This is a genomic window from Psychrobacter sp. UBA3483, from assembly GCF_002377905.1.
Lineage (GTDB): Bacteria > Pseudomonadota > Gammaproteobacteria > Pseudomonadales > Moraxellaceae > Psychrobacter.
In genome coordinates this window covers 15,478-33,808 of the sequence record NZ_DFQS01000010.1, presented here as the reverse complement: position 1 = coordinate 33,808, position 18,331 = coordinate 15,478, and the positions used below count along the sequence as shown (strand labels likewise).

The 18,331-nt window shown below is 42.3% G+C and carries 13 protein-coding genes; 10 read left to right on the top strand and 3 right to left on the bottom strand.

Translation table 11 applies throughout. The annotated features are described in order from the left end of the window. Window positions 1–165 precede the first annotated feature (165 nt). From B2866_RS02070 to B2866_RS02055, 4 genes are read left to right on the top strand one after another with little or no spacing between them, the layout of a single operon-like run. Window positions 166–1,173 carry a CBASS cGAMP-activated phospholipase gene (locus B2866_RS02070; protein WP_201626029.1) on the top strand — a complete coding sequence of 336 codons (1,008 nt, stop codon included), beginning with the start codon at window positions 166–168 and terminating at the stop codon, window positions 1,171–1,173. Next, window positions 1,166–2,512, top strand: coding sequence for a CBASS cGAMP synthase (locus B2866_RS02065; RefSeq protein ID WP_201626028.1), 1,347 nt, complete (start codon window positions 1,166–1,168; stop codon window positions 2,510–2,512). Before B2866_RS02070 ends, B2866_RS02065 begins: the two co-directional genes overlap by 8 nt. Next, the gene (locus B2866_RS02060) at window positions 2,505–4,304 is read left to right on the top strand and encodes a ThiF family adenylyltransferase (protein WP_296190200.1); all 1,800 of its coding nucleotides are present in this window, start codon (window positions 2,505–2,507) and stop codon (window positions 4,302–4,304) included. Before B2866_RS02065 ends, B2866_RS02060 begins: the two co-directional genes overlap by 8 nt. An 11-nt stretch (window positions 4,305–4,315) precedes the next feature. After that, complete coding sequence (locus B2866_RS02055; protein WP_093071335.1) at window positions 4,316–4,804, top strand: Mov34/MPN/PAD-1 family protein; 489 nt, start codon at window positions 4,316–4,318, stop codon at window positions 4,802–4,804. 837 nt (window positions 4,805–5,641) lie between these two features. On the opposite strand, the gene B2866_RS02050 is transcribed toward B2866_RS02055, so the two are convergent. Beyond that, window positions 5,642–7,366, bottom strand: a complete 1,725-nt coding sequence (locus B2866_RS02050; RefSeq protein ID WP_296190196.1) for an isovaleryl-CoA dehydrogenase — start codon at window positions 7,364–7,366, stop codon at window positions 5,642–5,644. Between the two features lie 90 nt (window positions 7,367–7,456). On the opposite strand from B2866_RS02050, the gene B2866_RS02045 reads away from it, so the two are divergent. Beyond that, window positions 7,457–8,257 (top strand): PaaX family transcriptional regulator C-terminal domain-containing protein, encoded by an 801-nt coding sequence (locus B2866_RS02045; protein WP_296190194.1) that lies wholly within the window; start codon window positions 7,457–7,459, stop codon window positions 8,255–8,257. A 109-nt stretch (window positions 8,258–8,366) separates the two neighbouring features. Here B2866_RS02045 and B2866_RS02040 read toward each other — a convergent pair whose 3' ends face one another. Further along, window positions 8,367–8,855 (bottom strand): hypothetical protein, encoded by a 489-nt coding sequence (locus B2866_RS02040; RefSeq protein WP_296190192.1) that lies wholly within the window; start codon window positions 8,853–8,855, stop codon window positions 8,367–8,369. A 170-nt stretch (window positions 8,856–9,025) separates the two neighbouring features. Next, window positions 9,026–9,994: a hypothetical protein gene (locus B2866_RS02035; RefSeq protein WP_296190189.1), complete on the bottom strand. Its 969-nt coding sequence runs from the start codon at window positions 9,992–9,994 to the stop codon at window positions 9,026–9,028. A 262-nt stretch (window positions 9,995–10,256) separates the two neighbouring features. Here B2866_RS02035 and B2866_RS02030 point away from each other — a divergent pair, with 262 nt between their 5' ends. The 5 genes from B2866_RS02030 to acnD all read left to right on the top strand — a co-directional run bounded on the left by B2866_RS02030 (window position 10,257) and on the right by acnD (window position 18,257). Then, window positions 10,257–11,234, top strand: a complete 978-nt coding sequence (locus B2866_RS02030; RefSeq protein WP_296190186.1) for a LysR family transcriptional regulator — start codon at window positions 10,257–10,259, stop codon at window positions 11,232–11,234. A gap of 331 nt (window positions 11,235–11,565) precedes the next feature. Beyond that, on the top strand, window positions 11,566–12,864 hold the full coding sequence (locus tag B2866_RS02025) for an NRAMP family divalent metal transporter (protein WP_296190183.1): 1,299 nt from the start codon (window positions 11,566–11,568) through the stop codon (window positions 12,862–12,864). Between the two features lie 380 nt (window positions 12,865–13,244). After that, entirely contained in the window at window positions 13,245–14,135 is an 891-nt protein-coding gene (prpB, locus tag B2866_RS02020; RefSeq protein ID WP_296190180.1) for a methylisocitrate lyase, read from the top strand. A 105-nt stretch (window positions 14,136–14,240) separates the two neighbouring features. Then, window positions 14,241–15,368, top strand: coding sequence for a bifunctional 2-methylcitrate synthase/citrate synthase (gene prpC, locus B2866_RS02015; protein WP_296190176.1), 1,128 nt, complete (start codon window positions 14,241–14,243; stop codon window positions 15,366–15,368). Window positions 15,369–15,623: 255 nt separating this feature from the next. After that, window positions 15,624–18,257: a Fe/S-dependent 2-methylisocitrate dehydratase AcnD gene (acnD, locus tag B2866_RS02010; protein WP_296190245.1), complete on the top strand. Its 2,634-nt coding sequence runs from the start codon at window positions 15,624–15,626 to the stop codon at window positions 18,255–18,257. Window positions 18,258–18,331: the final 74 nt, after the last annotated feature.

Below are 18,331 nucleotides of genomic sequence, written 5' to 3'. Positions count from 1 at the left end.
GGCAAAATTTATTCCAGTAACGCTGTGTATTTATTTAATAGTGGATCAACTATATATTGATCTAAGACTAAATTTTATTAAACTTATGTAGCGAAATATTGTTGGTAACACCTTGAAATTTTAAAAAGATAAACCAATATATATAAATTATTAAGGAGATTACGTATGGTCCATGATGATTCATTTCGAATACTAACTTTAACTGGGGGAGGTTTTCGAGGTTTGTACACCGCTAAAGTTCTAGAAGAGCTGGAAAACGAGTATGGTTATCCTATAGGTAGATTTTTTAACTTAATCGCCGGTACTTCTATAGGTGGAATCCTAGCTCTTGCAGTTGCTGCTGAAATACCCATGTCAGACGTGGTTAAGCTTTTTGAACAACATGGTGATAAGATTTTTAAGAAAAGAAAGGCTAATCTATTTTCGATAAAACGTTCTACTTATAGCATTGATGTGTTGAAAGAGCAGCTAGAGATAATGTTTAAGGAAGACAAGCTAGACAGTCTTAAATATAACGTTATTATACCAGCCATCAACTTTTCTGTAGGTAAGCCAGTAGTATTTAAAACTCCCCATCATCATACGTTCAAGCGTGATAAGCATCATTTAATTGTTGATGTGGCATTGGCTACTTCAGCTGCTCCCATATACTTTCCTAAGTACGTATTCGACAATACTCAATATGTAGACGGTGGACTGTTTGCCAATAATCCAAGCATGTTAGCAATTCACGAAGCGCAGTATTTCCTAAATGCTAAGCAAGAGAATATTCTACTTCTTAATGTTGGCACCCTATCTTCACGTATTTCAGCAAACCCTAAAACAAACAAATTAGGTGGAATGTTAGACTGGGCACATGGTAAAAATTTGAGCAATGCACCGAAAAATATTATCGAACTCACCTTGTCCACACAACAGCAAATGATGACATTTATTACCCAGCATCTGCTAAAAGAAAGGTACTTAAGTATTGACGAAAATTTAACAAACGAAGCTGCCAACTATGTATCACTAGATAGAGCGGATGCTGCTGCTAAAGAAGTACTGTTATCAACAGCTATGCAAAATTCGAAAGAAGCTCTTGGTAAAGAACTTATAAAAACAATTTTCTTGAAACCAGTCGAACTTCACAACACAGCCATACAACCAAATACTGAGGATTCAAATGAGTGATAACCTTAAAACAAACAACTTACATAGTGTTTTCAAAAACGATGCTGATGGTTTTTTCAAGAAGCTTTTACCTAAAGGCGAGCAGTTCCAAGTGTTCAAAGACTGCAAAGATCAGATTAAGGCTGTTATAGAAATACAAGTTGAAAAGGTATATGGTGTCAGACCAAAATTTAGACTCCAAGGTTCCTGGGCTTATGGTGTATGTAATGCCCCAGCACTCCCTGAGCAAGAAATGGATTTTGATTACGGTTGTTATCTACCAGAGTCATGTTTTTTAGAAGGTCAAAGCGCTGAAGTGGCTAATAAGCTGTTTGAAACTGTAGAAGAATGTCTGGATATACTATGTAATGATAATGGTTGGGAATTGGATAAAGAACATAAAAATTGCATTCGAATTAGAGGCTTTATGCCTCAAGGTCAACCCAAAGCACATTTTGATATTCCGTTGTATGCTCTACCAAACGAGATGTTTGATGATTTGACAGATGCTAGCGTTAAGCAAGATTCTTCAACAGTTAGTAAAGAAGAGGCTTCTTACAATAGTATCCAAGAAAGTAGAAGCTTTGATTTTTCAGAGGATGTAGATCCTAATAACTTATCATTATTCTTTAATGAAAGTACATTTAGTGGTACAACTTTATCTGCCAACTTATCTTACTCCCCCTCTTATGATTCTATGATCACTGAAGATTCTAGTAAGGCTAATGCAAAGAATATTAAGAAGCGTTCAAAAATAAAAAACGTAAGTCTAATACAACGAGATGAAGATGAATGGCTCGTTTCAGACTGTGAAAAGGTACGTGAATGGTTTTTAGCAGAATGTGAAAAATATCCCAATACTGGACAACAACTTCGTGCAGTCATTAGGTATTTAAAGTCATGGCGTGATTATAATCAATATCAAAAGGCTCCTAGCTCTGTTTCATTGATGATAATTGCTACTGAACACTATCAGTATTTGCAGCAAAGAGATGATAGAGCGCTTTTTGAAATACTTTTGAATTTAGAACATGCACTTAAAAACGATATAAAATGCAAGTATATTGAAGGACATTCTACAGAAGACTTTAATAGAGCAAATAATGAACAACGAGAAGAGAATGCTGAGCTGGCATCAGAGCTTTGTAGTGGCTTTGATAGAGTTCTTCATAAATCCCAAAATGAGAATACCTGCCTCAACATATTAGAAAGTTTTTTTGGTGAGAGAATACCATCTAACAGACCTGATTTAGTAACGATTAATGTCGATACCAAGGCTTCAGTCGCAACCGTTGTTGACAATGCACCTGTACAGGTTGCTGCTGAGTCTGCATCAATAAAGCCTCAAATCGGTGGGTAGAGCATTGCAAAAACAAATGTCTTTGTACGATATAATCTCTGGTATAAATGACAATTTTTGTAATTGGAGATACACAAAAGGTAGGCGACCATCATCGGCTAATAGTCGTGATAAATCAATGTATGATGGTTGGTTTACTTCTTTTGAAACTAAGGATAATACAAACTTTCAAATACTGATTCAGGTAGAAGATTGGGACTTCGTTAGTTTGCCAAACGTGTATGTTAAAGCTCCTCTTCCTGATTATATTCAAAACCTTTTACCCCTTGCTCATTTTTCTATTGATAAACGCGAGTATAAAGGCGATTGGTATTATTCAGTTTGCTATAGTTTACATGATGCTTATGAGCTTAAAATTTCAGACCCTTTAGGAGTTTTAGGCTGGGTTTTAGATAAAACTAAAATTATCATAGAAGCGCTTATTAAGAATAAGCGTCATAGGTCTGATGAGTTTCTAAGAGAGTTGACCCCGATATGGCAAAGTATAGCAAGTTACCATTCTAGTAATTTAATTAAATCTAACGATGCAGCTGTGCAGTCTATCCACGATCTTTTGTTGCCTGTAATTTATGACTTAAAACAAGGATGGCATCTTGTTCCTTGGATAGTTAAAGACGGGCATATAGAAGCAAATACGTTAATTATTCATATTCCTAGTAAACAACTTGCTAAAATACCTTCTATGCCTTCTGTATTTATTGATGTGAAAAGTAGCAAAGGTATACCGCTCAAGTATTTCTTACTATGGCTCAAACAGTGGAGTCATGTAGCCTTTAGACTGATAGTCAGTGAAATTGCATCCAATATTGAGCGACATAGAGAGACAACATTATATTTTCCAGTGTGTCTTGTCGTCGATAAACAGTTACTGTCATTGTGCATAGAGCTAGAAAATCTAAAAGAGTTAGTATCTGGTAGCGCTAGTAAGCACTTAAAATTAGCAAACCATTCCAAGTTACTCTCTAATTCTAAAGTAGTTTTTAGCAGTGCTGTAAACCTTACTCCCAATTTTTTATTTACGAGGAACCTCGACAATTTGGAACAACCAAACTTAATAGGTAAGAATATTGCCCTACTAGGGTGCGGAGCGATTGGTGGTTATTTAGGATTATCTTTAGCACGTCTGGGTGCTGGTGCGAGTGGTGGAAAACTCACGTTGATAGACAGCGACATCTTCCAAGAGGAGAATATTGGTAGGCATGCACTTGGTAAAGTGTATCTTCATAGAATGAAAGCTAGCGCGTTAAAGCAAGAAATAGCTCAGCAGATACCTGACCTAAATATCGAGGTACATAATATCAACGCTTGTAATAGGAGTATTTTAAAAAATATTTCAAACTATGATCTTATTATCGATGCTACTGCCAAAATAGAAGCATCTGAAACAATCAATAAGTTTTTCTTTGATTCAGACGGCAAGACACCCCCATTGATTCATAGTTGGATTAGAGGCAATGGAGAGTGTGTTCAAGCTTTGTATAATGATAAAAATACAAATTATGCCTGTCGGTCCTGTATAAATAAAAGTGGTAATTCGATACGTGAAGAATATGACGCCCTAAAAGGTATGACTGCTACAAGGTCTTTCATGGCATGTGCTGATTTTACACCTTTTGCTGTATCAGCAAGTATGTCAGCTGCTGCTTTAACAATTGATATGATTTTGGACTGGCTACAAGGAGATGTTAGTCCAAGATATAGAACTCGTTATACTGAGAAATGGATGGGGGAGAAAATAGAAAGTAAAGATTACGCTCCTTCTCTTGAATGCCATATATGTAAAATTAACTGATTTGGTTCCGTATGTTTAATAATTCTTGGGAATTTTCTAGTACTTCTCCTGTAAATGCTGTTTTGATGCAGCCTTCGGTACTTGAAAAAATAGATCAATGGAGACAAAAGGGTTTTCTGAGTCAGGCGGAAGCTTGTGGTATCTTACTTGGTGAGCGAAAAGGTTTTAAGGGAAAAGAACAATATCTGAATATCACAGATATAACGTTACCTTATAACACTGATATTAGAAAACCAACAGCGTACATAAGGAATACTGAAGGTCATCAAGCTTATCTAGATGAGTTACATAAACAAAGTAAAGGTAGAATACAGTATTTAGGCGAGTGGCATAGTCACCCTCAAAACGTAGCAACTCCCTCCTCGATTGACTATAGAGAATGGCATAAAACCTGCTTAAATTTTCCCAACCTACCTTTAGTGTTCTATATAGCAGGAGTAACAGAAGACTGGATGGGTATCCAAGCTGATCAATCAATATATCTGCCTAAAACTTTGTAGTAATAATTTCTGATGTTGTTACCATCACTAAGACCTATTTGCTATTTTTAATTTATTAGTTTGCATCAATATTTATTTTACTCGCTTATACTTCATAAATTTATTTCTATTATTTGTAATTAACTCTATATCATTGTTTTGGAGTATTTATAGTGAATCGCACAGGGATAGTCGCTCGCTGCTTCAATTAGCATGTGAACGGCGCGTTCTTTAATCTCAGGAGTATAGGTTTGTCTTTTAATTGTCGTAATCTCTCAGAAGTTGAGTCTCCGACAATCCCGGTGAGGTTCATTCTAGCTTAAATAATAATATCAGAGCTCTTATCACGCGCACCTACGGAAGTTTATCAAAGCTATTGAACTGGCAAAATATCACTAATGCATTAATAACTAACGGAAATCTACACCAAAAATACTGCAAAATGGCAGCCTATCTTTTGGGTGATCATCGAAAAAGTCTTGATAAGTAGACTCAAGTCTTCGAATACTTATCTACTTTCATATACACTCTATAATAAATGAGAATTGTGGTACACAGTCTAAGTCAGATATTAAGGTTCATGAACCATTAGTTTTCTTCCTAACTGTAGAGCATTGTTTTTATTAGTTAATCATTCCTATTTTATCGTGAACCTAGCTTTAGGTACGCATATGTTAAATAAGCACTGTAGAAGTCTTGCTAGCCATGGCTTTTCATTAAGGGGCTTTTTATTAAAGGATAAGAATTTAAAAAGCTGCTGATACCACACAATGCTATTTATTGTATGGTATCAGCGGCTTAAATGATAGAAGCTCTCTTGACTCTAAACTATCTTATCTTTCTTAACCGTTATTGGCTTTAGCCGATAACAGTACCGCTATCAACTTCAGTTGTTGTTAAAGGCTTTCCTAAATTTTGCTGCAAGTTTTGCAACGTTTCGGTTGCGCCAGCAGCGCGCTTTATCAGCAGATCGATCGGTGCATCAGGACTTAATGTGCCAAAAGCAAGTCCATGCTCACCTGTAAGCCGTGAACGACAAAATGCTTCTGCAATCTCTGGATGAGCGCTTGATAATAAAATGGACGCCTGCAGCATCAATGCTAAGCGCTCAATCACATAGCGACTGCGAAACTCTAAGGTCTCAATGTCATCAAAGCGTCCTGCTAACAGGCTAAGCTCGGCATCGTAATGCTGATTTTTACCAGCGGCTTTTTGCAGCTCGGCAAATAGAGCATCACGGATTTCGGGCTCTTTGTTTAAGGCGCGCAGCACATCTAAACATTGTACATTACCACTACCCTCCCAAATGGAGTTTAAGGGCGCTTGGCGGTAGAGACGTGGCAGGATATTTTCTTCAACGTAGCCATTGCCGCCTAGGCACTCTTGTGCTTCATTAATAAGCACCGGCGTGCGTTTGCATATCCAGTATTTGCCAATCGCGGTCGCAATGCGGGCAAGAGCCGCTTCATGCGGGTCGCTTTCTATCATGCCTACCGCGCGCGCGATGCGCATTGTCAGTGCCAATGCTGCCTCCGATTCTAGCGCCAAGTCAGCAATTACATTACGCATAATCGGCTGGTCAATCAGTAATTTACCAAAGGCTTCACGCTGACTGGTGTGATGAATGGCTTGTACAATCGCTTGACGCATTTGGGCGGCAGAACCAATCATGCAGTCCAAACGAGTCAGCGCCACCATTTCAATGATGGTGGCAATGCCGCGACCTTCGACGCCGACCAATTCACCAAAAGCGCCATGAAATTCGACTTCTGATGAGGCATTTGCCCAGTCGCCAAGCTTATCTTTAAGACGCTGAATACGAACGGCGTTTTTTGTACCATCAGGACGAAAACGTGGCACCAAAAAGCAACTTAGACCGTTTTCAGACTGCGCTAACACCAAGTGCGCATCACACATTGGCGCTGAGAAAAACCACTTATGACCGACGATTTCATAAGTAGTATCTTCTCGGCGTATTGCGCGCGTGGTATTGCGACGTAAATCCGAACCACCTTGCTTCTCAGTCATGCCCATACCCATGGTACAACCCAGTTTTTCTTCCATCGGCAAGCTACGCGGATCGTATTGTTGCGATAATAATTTGGGTAGCCATTTCTCTGCAATTTGCGGCGTGTGACGTAAGGCAGGAATGGCGGCATAGCTCATCGACATCGGGCAACCAAAACCTGCCTCAGGCTGCGAGCCTAGATACATCACAGCAGCCCGTGCAACATGGGCGCCTTCGCGATCCTCGTTACGCCAGGCAAAGTTATTCATCCCATACTTCACGCCAGCCGTCATAAGCTCATGATAAGCTGGATGAAATTCAACTTCATCTAAGCGGCGACCATAACTATTAAACGCGCGTAATTTAGGTGGGTTTTCATTGGCTAAAAACCCACTAGCCATCATATCACCGCCAGTACGAGCACCAAACTCACTTAAATGATCTGTCGCCCACCCTGCTCCTTCACGCGCGACCGCTTCCATCAGGGCTATATCTGTGAGCCAAGCGTTATAGTTTGCAAGCGTGAAAGGTTGATTATTGACTTCATGCGTATTAAATTGATTTGTCAGTGCCATAACTGCTATCTTCCTTGATGTCGGCTTATATATAATATTTTAAAACACTCAGTATTACATCATACTGTTTATTTCGTCAAGGCATGTAATATGAATAAACCCAGTCCCCGTCTGCTCATTATGCGCTTATTGACGGTAGCGGATAACCATACCCTTAATATTAGTGAAGCTATTTTGGCAGGCTCAGTATTTGGCATGACAGAAAACAGCATTCGCGTCACCATGGTACGCCTGGCCCAAGCAAAGCTTGCCGAGCCAATCGCACATGCGACTTATCGATTGGGCCCTAAAGCGCAAAAACTAGGCGATGATGTGGCTTCATGGCATACGTCCAATACAAAAACCGTGAAATCAGATGGTTCGTGGATAGCAGTAGCAACGGGTGGTTTGCCGCGCAGCGATCGCAAAATACTCCGCGCTCGTGACCGCGCTTTATCCTTATTAGGATTTCGTCAGCTGGACAAAGGGCTCTATATACGCCCAAATAATCTACACGGCGGTATAAATGGCGTGCGCAAACGTCTATTAAATTTGGGATTAGACGAAGAAGCCATCATCTTTAAGGCTGGTGATTTTGATGCGTTAAGACAAGAAAAGGCTTTGGCGCTGTGGTCAGATATGCAATTGGCAAACCATTATAAAGAGATGTCTGCTCAATTGAATGAATGGTTAGCGAATAAGGATGGTTTGAGCGCGGATGCGACTTTACGCGAGGTATTTATGCTTGGCGATGCCGGTATCCGTAGTGTGATATTTGACCCTCTGTTACCTGCCCCTTTAGTAGATGAGGCGGCACGGCAGCAGTGTTTTGATACGGTACGGCGCTTCAATGATGAAGGTCGCCGTCTATGGTTAGCGTTTTTTGCGGCAAATACGGTGAAGGTGGATTAGGCTTGCCAGCGGTGTTTTTTTGATGGTGTTTTTTTGATGAGGTTATCTTTGATAAAGTCTTGTTAATTAAGACCAAGGATTGCGGTTGATTAAACAAGGCTATTGAGGGTCACTTACTCTCATCACGGTATAACACCTGCTCGGCTTCTACTTTAAAATCCTCATTACTGATGGCAGCGTTCACTTCTATTACCTGAGCTTGTAAGGTTGTAGGCTGTTTCCCTTCATCGCGAAACACCATGCTTTGTGCCTCTTGTCTAAAGTCATTCTCGCTAAGTACTGTTTTACTGGCTCGTGTATTATTTTCTAGATGTGCATACTGTCTTTCAATAGGCTCAAGGCTGGTGGCTACTGTCGCATGCGCTTGATTGGTAGATGGCGCCTGCTTAACTGAAGCATCGTTCATCACTTTTTGTGTCTGCGACCCTTGAACAAGGAAATAGTCGAAGGCAAATACAGCAACTAAGAATACAGCACAAAAGATACCGATAACGCTTAAGAATTTGGCATGGCTAAATAACTCACCCTTTGATGATTTATCACTGTTGGTAAATTCTACCGCACTATCAAAATGAATATCATTGGTTGAGCTGTTCATAGGTCAATACCCTATCAATATATTGGATTAGCGCGATATCACCGCGTCTTTTATATAATGATACAAATACTGTCATATTGTGCAATGGTTTTTAGGATGAGCGTAAGAATTAACAGATAAACGGTATCAAAACACAAACTTGTTGCTCAACCCCCCCCTTTTATCTCAGCTTAATCATTGGTCTCACGATACAAGGTACTTTGCGACTCTTGTCTAAAGTCCTCGTATGTGATTGCGGGCTCAGGCGTCGATTCATTTTCTGAATCATTGATAGCGGCGGCTTGTTTATTTTTAGCGTCTTTGTTGTCAGTGGTTGCTATATTGGTCTGGGTATCTACCGTCGATTGATTGCTGCTATCGGCATTATTGTTTGCTGTATTTACGGTATTACTCTCGCTGTTATTGGCACCGTTCGACGTGCCAGCGTTATCAGATGCCACCACCTTAGGTACAGGTACAGGTGCAGGCGCTGTGGTTGACGTTGATAAGACCCCCGTAAAGATAAGGGCTAGTACCACCGCAGCAATTAATAATGAGCCCACTATCATACCAATAATGAGCGGTTTTTTGCTACTTGCCAGCTTTCTATTTTTTGAGAGAATAAATGCGGTTGGACTTTGTGCTACCAAATGGTCGTTATCAATACTTTCATCAGAGTTTTCAGAAAGGCGCTTGGCATCATCTACATAGTCAGTACTGGTAAAAGACGCTTGCTCTTTTTTCATAGCGTCATGAGGCACGTTGTCTCTATTGATTGTTGCCTTACTTATATCTAGACGCTCATCTTCATCAGAAAAATCTAAATGAACCCCTGTACTTTTACTGCTCGTTTCCTCGAGGCTGCTATCTGGTTGCCAATCCTCTTGCTGGCTGGCAAATAATTCAAGCTCCGCTGCACTCAAAGGCTCGTATGAGGACAGTTTATCAGCATTTTTTAGCGGTGTGAGCCTACCGTCGGTACTAATGCCATTAGCTTGTTCACGGCTCTCTTCATTATCATTGCCGTCCACATTTTCGACGCGCGTGATAAAGCGCTCATAAATATCGTTTTTACGTGAGCGTCTGCGCGGCTTAGCGTTAGCGATTTTAGCTAAATTTGCCTCTAGATCGGTGCTTTTCTTGCTTTTTTTATCGCTCATGAAGAGATACCAGAACAGTTAATGCCACAAAAATTAGATAATTGCTAAAATTAAGGTATAAAGGTATAAATGGTTTTTTACGTTTTATCTATATGACTAATTTACATCAATTGTTTGCTAAATTGTAACACTATCGTTGCCACACAATATAGTGGGTCGCCTCCTATCCTTCAAGTATAATTTTAGCTAGGTCATTGCTATTTGTATAAAATAGCGACACTCTCTGATTAAATAAGCATCATAAACAGGTCAGCATCATCATATGGATTTAAAACAGCTCAATGCCTTTATCGCTATCGCTGATCTCAAAAGCTTTAGCGCAGCTGCTAGCAAGACGGGATTGTCACAGCCGACGCTCAGCCGGTTGCTCAAGCAGCTTGAAACTGATATGGGGGTAGAATTAATCGACCGCTATCATAGACCGCTGCACTTGACCGAAGCGGGTGCATTTTTTTACGATAAAATCAGCGCCATCCTGACAGAGATTGATACCGTCACCAGTATGACCCAGCGCCTATCTGCGCCAAGTGCGTCTTTAAATATTGGCTTTGTGCCGTCGGTGCTGTACGGGCTATTACCCGAGGTTATCGCTAAGCTTAAGCAATCTAATCCGGATATCGAGGTCAATCTCAAGGACATCAGCTCCTATCAGCAAATTGACGCCCTAAAAAGCGGTGAGATTGACATAGGTTTTGGGCGCTTCGCTCATCAAGACCCATGGATTCAGCAAATACTATTGCGTCATGAGCGTTATCTGGTGGCGTTGCCTAAAGCGCATCCGCTCGCCGATAGCGATGAGCAGCGTCTGATTGACTTGGCAAATAACCGCTTGATTTTATACCATCAAACCCATCTGCCTATTTCGACGACCGCCATACCTGTTAAGCCTTCTAACGATCAGCCTTCTCTTGAGCCGGTGACTGAGCCTTTGCTGCATCTATTTGCCCAGTATGGTATCTCACCATTTATGACTACCACCGTCAGCGATTTACAAGTGGCGCTCGGTTTGGTTGCCGCGGGCGAAGGCATTACTTTGGTACCTGCCAGCCTAAAAACGGTGCGTACCGAGCAGATCGTTTATCGTCGCCTATTGCATGAAAATGCCACCTCTCCTATCTACCTGCATACCCTTAAAGACTTTATCCATCCAAAAATCCCCGACTTACTTGGCGCGATTTACCAAGTTTATGAGCGCCGCGGTATCACTTATCGTAAGCAAAGTTTTACCTCGCAAGGGTAAAGAGTATTAAAGTATATCGAAGCGCTTTAAATCGTGCGAAATGGCAGCTATCGGTAGCATATTGTGGTATAAAGAACCGGCAAAAAAACTTGGCGCTAACCCTTGATATTCATAAATTATTATGCTAACCATCAAGAATAGGCATGCAAACTATTAGTAATAATAATTAAAATAATCCTTATCCTGCTCAGCAGCAGTATGCTAAAGTCGATACAAGATGAATCGTTTTATATTTACATTTTAAATGCTATATAAATCGTTTCTCTCATGATCACTGGCAAACTGACACAGGTAAGTGATGTTTTGCCGTTTTAACCATTTCGAGGTATTCATGACCACACAACCACTCAACACTCCAAGCGCCACCGACGATGGCGCAACTGGGCACGCTGTTCCCCAGCAAGAAGGATTTAGCTGGCGGATTTTTGGCCCCGGTATATTAATGGCGACTGCTGCTATTGGTGGCTCGCATCTGATTTCATCGACGCAGGCGGGCGCACTTTATGGCTGGCAGCTGGCGATTATGATTATTTTAGCCAACGTCTTTAAGTATCCGTTTTTTCGCTTCGGCACCGATTATGTTTATGATACGGGCGAGAGTTTAATCGCAGGCTATGCCAAACGCTCAAGGGCCTATCTTTGGATTTACTTTATTCTCTCCATCCTATCAGCGGTGATTAGTACGGGTGCGGTGTCCCTAATTGCAGCGGTTATCTTAGGCTTTATGCTGCCCGCCTCACTGCAGCTCTCAACCATGAGCTTGTCGATGATTATCGTAGCAGTATCATGGTTCTTCTTGATTGCTGGTCACTATAAGCTGCTCGATGGCGTGACCAAGTGGATTATGATTGCCCTGACCACAGCAACGGTCGCCGCGGTGGTCATTGCCGCTGGCAAGCCAACTGTTATGGTGACAGATTTTGTCGCCGCATCTCCTTGGAATCTTGCGACCTTGGGCTTTATTGTCGCGTTGATGGGCTGGATGCCAGCGCCACTTGAGTTTGCAGCGATTACCTCGATGTGGACGTCAGCCAAAAGAAAAACCGACAATACCACTCACCGCCAAGGTTTGTTAGACTTTAACGTTGGCTATGCAGTGTCGGCTATTTTAGCGCTGTTTTTCTTAGCGTTAGGCGTGTTCGTACAGTATGGCTCGGGTCAAGAGATTGAACTGGTCGGCGGCGCTTATATCAATCAGCTGATTAACATGTATACCGCCACCATTGGTGAATGGTCACGCCTACTGGTCGCCTTCGTCGCCTTTATGTGCATGTTTGGCACCACAATTACCTGCGCTGATGGTTATGGGCGTGCCAATGCTGAATGCTGGCGTTTGATTAAAGGTCAAAGTGAGATTAATAAAAAACAAATCGCTTTTTGGACCACTTATGCGATTGGTGGCGGATTGGTGATTATTACTTTCTTTACCGGACAATTAGGGGCGATGCTGAAGTTTGCTATGATATCGGCATTTGTCTCGGCGCCTATTTTTGGTTGGCTTAATTATTCATTGGTTAAAAACCATAAAAAACTATCAATGGGTATGAATGCCTTATCGATTGCAGGGTTGATATTCTTGACAGGTTTTGCACTTTTGTTCCTTGCCAACCTTGCAGGATTTATTGGTTAAGCAATACTTACCATCAAGATTCTATGATAGAAGTAAAAAGCCCTTTTAGCCCTGCTATGAGGGATTTTTACTGGTAAATGATTATTTTTTTAAGGATTGACTGACAAAAAAACCAGCCATTTGTAACTAATTGTAAATAAACTAAGATTACAAGCTCTGTGACTTTAGCAATATGAATAACTATTGTCATAAAGGTTTAATAAATGGATATTACTATTCAATAAATGAATGTTTTTAGCAAAAATTACAAGTGGTTAAATAATTATTAATGATAGCTAGCAAAACACCGCTTTGCAGTCATGGATAATTGGGTATAATCAAGCACAACAATTTTATCCTTCATTACACGATAAGATTACCCTCCACGTAAGGACGACGATATGACCTCTTCAGCTGGCGCTCGCTTTCGCAGTGCAATAAAACAAAAAAACGATAACAATCAACCATTACAAATTGTCGGCGCAATCAATGCTTATACAGCGATGATGGCAACCCAAGTCGGTCATCAAGCGCTATATCTCTCTGGTGCAGGCGTGGCTAATGCTTCATTTGGTCTGCCTGATTTGGGTATGACCAGCCTTGATAACGTGCTTGAGGATGCGCGCCGTATTACTGATGCAGTTGAGACGCCATTATTGGTCGATATTGATACTGGTTTTGGCGGCGCCTTTAATATCGCTCAAACCATTAAAAAAATGGAGAAAGCCGGCGTTGCAGCGGTGCATATCGAAGACCAAGTGGCACAAAAGCGCTGTGGACATCGCCCAAATAAAGAAATTGTTAGCATCTCAGAGATGGTTGACCGCCTAAAAGCGGCGCTTGATGCTAGAGCGGATAACGATTTTGTTATCATGGCGCGTACAGATGCCTTATCTGTTGAAGGGCTTGATGCGGCTGTTGAGCGCGCGGTTGCCTTTGCCGAGGCCGGTGCTGATATGATTTTTGCTGAAGCACTGACCGATATCGAGATGTACCGTAAGTTTACCGACGTACTTGATATTCCAGTGCTTGCCAATATGACTGAGTTTGGTCAAACCGACCTTTATACGACCGAGCAGCTATATGGCGTTGGGGTCGATATGGTACTTTATCCATTATCAGCGTTTCGTGCGATGAACAAAGCGGCATTGAATGTTTATCAGCATCTGCTTGATGATGGCACGCAAGAAAAAGTCGTCGACACCATGCAAACCCGTATGGAGCTTTATGACTTCTTAAACTATCATGAGTTTGAGCAAACGCTAGATAAGTTGTTTGCCGATAGTAAATAAGCATTAAGTCAACCATAAGCAAAATCATCTACCTTTGGTTTTGCTTATTCACTTTTTAGTTGTCTTTATTTTTTAACCAAGAGCTACCAACAAAAGGAATTTAACATGGCAGCACAAAAAGAACTTTCAGGCGCAGGTCTACGTGGTCAGGTCGCTGGCAAAACATCACTATCGACGGTCGGTAAATCAGGCTCAGGTCTGACCTATCGCGGTTATGATGTGTCAGAATTGGCCGATAAATGCGTCTTTGAAGAAGTGGCTTATTTGCTACTTTATGGCAACTTGCCAACCCAAAGCGAGCTTGATGCTTATCAAACTAAATTGAAAGGTTTACGCGGTTTACCACAAGCATTAAAGGACGTCCTTGAGCGTATCCCAGCGGACGCCCATCCAATGGACGTACTGCGTACTGGCTGCTCAATGCTTGGTAACCTTGAGATGGAAACCGACTTCTCACAACAGAACGATAAAACCGACCGTATGCTAGCGGTTTTCCCATCTATCATCAATTACTGGTATCGTTTTACCCACGACAATGTGCGTATCGAAACTGAAACCGATGATGATACGATTGGCGGTCACTTCTTACATCTGCTCAAAGGTGAAAAGCCAAACGAGCTGCATACCAAAGTTATGAACGTATCGCTCATTCTTTATGCTGAGCATGAGTTTAATGCGTCGACCTTTACCGCGCGTGTGTGTGCGTCTACCCTATCTGATATCCACTCTTGTATTACTGGCGCGATTGGCTCATTACGCGGTCACTTGCATGGCGGCGCCAATGAAGCAGCGATGGATATGATTGAAGGCTTTAAATCAGCCGACGAAGCTGAAGAAGAGATGATGGCGATGCTGGCGCGTAAAGACAAAATCATGGGTTTTGGTCATGCCATCTATAGCGAATCAGACCCACGTAACGTCGTTATTAAAGGTTGGGCGGAAAAGCTGGCCGCTGACGTTGGTGATGAGGTGCTATACCCAGTATCAGTACGCTGTGAAGAAGTGATGTGGCGCGAGAAGAAACTGTTCTGTAACGCCGATTTTTTCCATGCCTCTGCTTATCACTTTATGGGCATTCCAACCAAACTGTTCACGCCAATCTTTGTTTGCTCGCGTCTAACCGGCTGGGCGGCACACGTGTTTGAGCAGCGTGCGAACAACCGTATCATTCGCCCAAGTGCGGAATATACGGGTGAAGAATTGCGTCCTGTACCAGAGATGAGTGCGCGTTAACTTGTCTTGAAATAATAATGTTTCTTAAAACAATATGTTTGTAGGGTGTGCTTCACCTTCAGTTTTAGTAAAACAGTTGAAGACACGTCCTACAAATCCCTACCTTCAATGTTTAAAAAATTAATGCTTAAAAGTTTTTTTAGCAAAGTCTGATTTTATTTTGACGCTTTTACTAAAAAAATTTACCCCTTTTTAGCCTCATTGCAACCAGCCAACAGCCAAAGGTGACTTATGGACAACGCCCTCGTACAACCGATGAATGAACAATTTAAAAAGCCATTACCTGGCACAGACTTGTATTACTTTGACGCCCGTGAAGCGATTGAAAATATCGAAGCTGGCGCCTATGACAAACTACCGTTCTGCTCAAAAGTATTGTGTGAAAACTTGGTACGCCGCTGCCCACCAGAAGACTTAACCGCAGCGCTTAAGCAGCATATTGAAGGCAAGCAAGACCTCGATTTTCCGTGGTACCCTGCCCGTGTCGTTTGCCATGATATTTTAGGTCAGACTGCGTTTGTCGACTTGGCAGGTCTACGTGATGCCATCGCTGAGCAAGGCGGTGACCCATCAAAAGTAAACCCTATCGTACCGACTCAGCTTATTGTCGACCATTCACTAGCCGTTGAGCATGCAGGCTTTGAAGAAAACGCCTTTGAGAAAAACCGCGCCATCGAAGAGCGCCGTAACGATGACCGTTTCCACTTTATCAACTGGTGTCAGTATGCCTTTGATAACGTCAACGTCGTACCGCCTGGTAACGGCATCATGCACCAAATTAACTTAGAAAAAATGTCGCCGGTTGTGCAAGTGGTCAAAAACAAAGCCGGTGAACAAGTTGCCTTTGCTGATACTTTAGTCGGCACCGATAGTCATACGCCAATGGTTGATGCTTTGGGTGTTATCTCAATTGGTGTTGGTGGTCTAGAAGCTGAAAGCGTGATGTTGGGTAACCCATCATACATGCGCCTACCGGATTACGTTGGTGTTAAGCTAACCGGTAAATTGCAAAAAGGCATTACTGGTACTGATTTGGTCCTTGCGATGACCGAGTTTTTACGTGATGCAGGTGTAGTATCTACTTATATCGAATTCTTCGGTGAAGGGGCGCGCCAGCTTAGCGTTGGTGACCGTGCTTCTATCTCTAATATGACCCCAGAATATGGTGCAACCGCAGCGATGTTCTATATTGATGAGCAAACTATCGACTATTTGCGTCTAACGGGCCGTAGTGAAGAACAAATCAAACTGGTTGAGCAGTATGCCAAGCAAACTGGTCTATGGGCTGATGGTATGGAACATGCCGAATACGCGCGTGTGCTTGAGTTTGATTTATCAAAAGTTGTCCGTAATATGGCCGGTCCTTCGCGTCCGCATGCGCGTGTTTCAACCACAGACTTAGTGGCTAAAGGTATTGCTCACGGTGAGGGTGATAAATTACCTGAACCAAAAGATGGTTTGATGCCAGATGGCGCGGTGATTATCGCCGCGATTACCAGCTGTACCAATACGTCTAACCCGCGCAATATGGTTGCCGCTGGTCTTGTTGCGCGTAATGCGAATAAAAAAGGTTTACTGCGTAAGCCTTGGGTGAAATCGTCATTAGCACCTGGCTCAAAAACGGTCAAGATGTATCTAGAAGAAGCTGGCCTGATGCCTGAGCTACAAGAAATTGGTTTTGACGTGGTTGGTTTTGCTTGTACCACCTGTAATGGTATGAGTGGCGCGCTAGATCCTGATATCCAGCAAGAAATCATCGACCGTGACCTATTTACCACCGCGGTACTATCGGGTAACCGTAACTTTGATGGTCGTATCCACCCGTATGCCAAGCAAGCGTTTTTAGCGTCACCGCCATTAGTGATTGCTTATGCTATCGCCGGTAACATTCGTTTCGATATCGAAAAAGACTCGTTAGGCAAAGACCAAAACGGCAATGACGTGTATCTAAAAGACATCTGGTTTGATGATGACGAAGTTGATGCTATCGTTGCTAAAGCGGTGAAGCCTGAGCAATTTAATGCCGTGTATATCCCGATGTTCGATGAAGCCAAAAAAGACACCGGCAAAGCGCTAAGCCCACTGTATGACTGGCGCGAGATGACCACTTATATCCGACGTCCGCCGTATTGGGAAGGCAAAATGGCGGCGATGAATAAGCTAAAAGGTATGCGTCCACTAGCGGTGCTTGGTGACAATATCACCACTGACCATTTATCACCGTCTAACGCAATTTTGGGCGATTCAGCAGCTGGCGAGTACCTTGATACTATGGGTCTGCCTGCGGAAGACTATAACTCTTACGCGACCCATCGAGGCGACCACTTAACGGCGCAGCGTGCGACCTTTGCCAATCCTAAGCTATTGAATGAGATGGTACGCGACGAGAACGGTGACGTTATCCAAGGCTCATTGGCTCGCGTTGAGCCAGAAGGTCAGGTCATGCGCATGTGGGAAGCGATTGAAACCTATATGAACCGCGAGCAGCCGCTAATCATCATCGCAGGCGACGGCTATGGTCAAGGCTCAAGCCGTGACTGGGCTGCCAAAGGTGTGCGTTTAGCTGGCGTTGAAGTCGTGGTCGCAGAAGATTTTGAACGTATCCATCGTCAAAACTTGGTCGGTATGGGTGCACTACCTTTACAGTTTAAAGAAGGTGTCAATCGTAACACCCTAAATATCGATGGCACTGAAATATTCGATATCGAAGGCGAAGTATCTGCTCGTGGTGAGATGACGTTAGTGATTCATCGTAAAGACGGCACCGTCGATAAAGCACCTGTTATCTGCCGTTTAGATACCGCTGATGAAGTCAAAATGTATAACGCAGGCGGTATGCTACAGCGCTTTGCCAAAGAGTTTATCGATGGCACGCTAGATATTGCGTAAGTGTCATGAGTATTAAATAATTAAAGAGCCGATGTTGTATAAATTATACGGCATCGGTTTTTTAATCTTTGGAT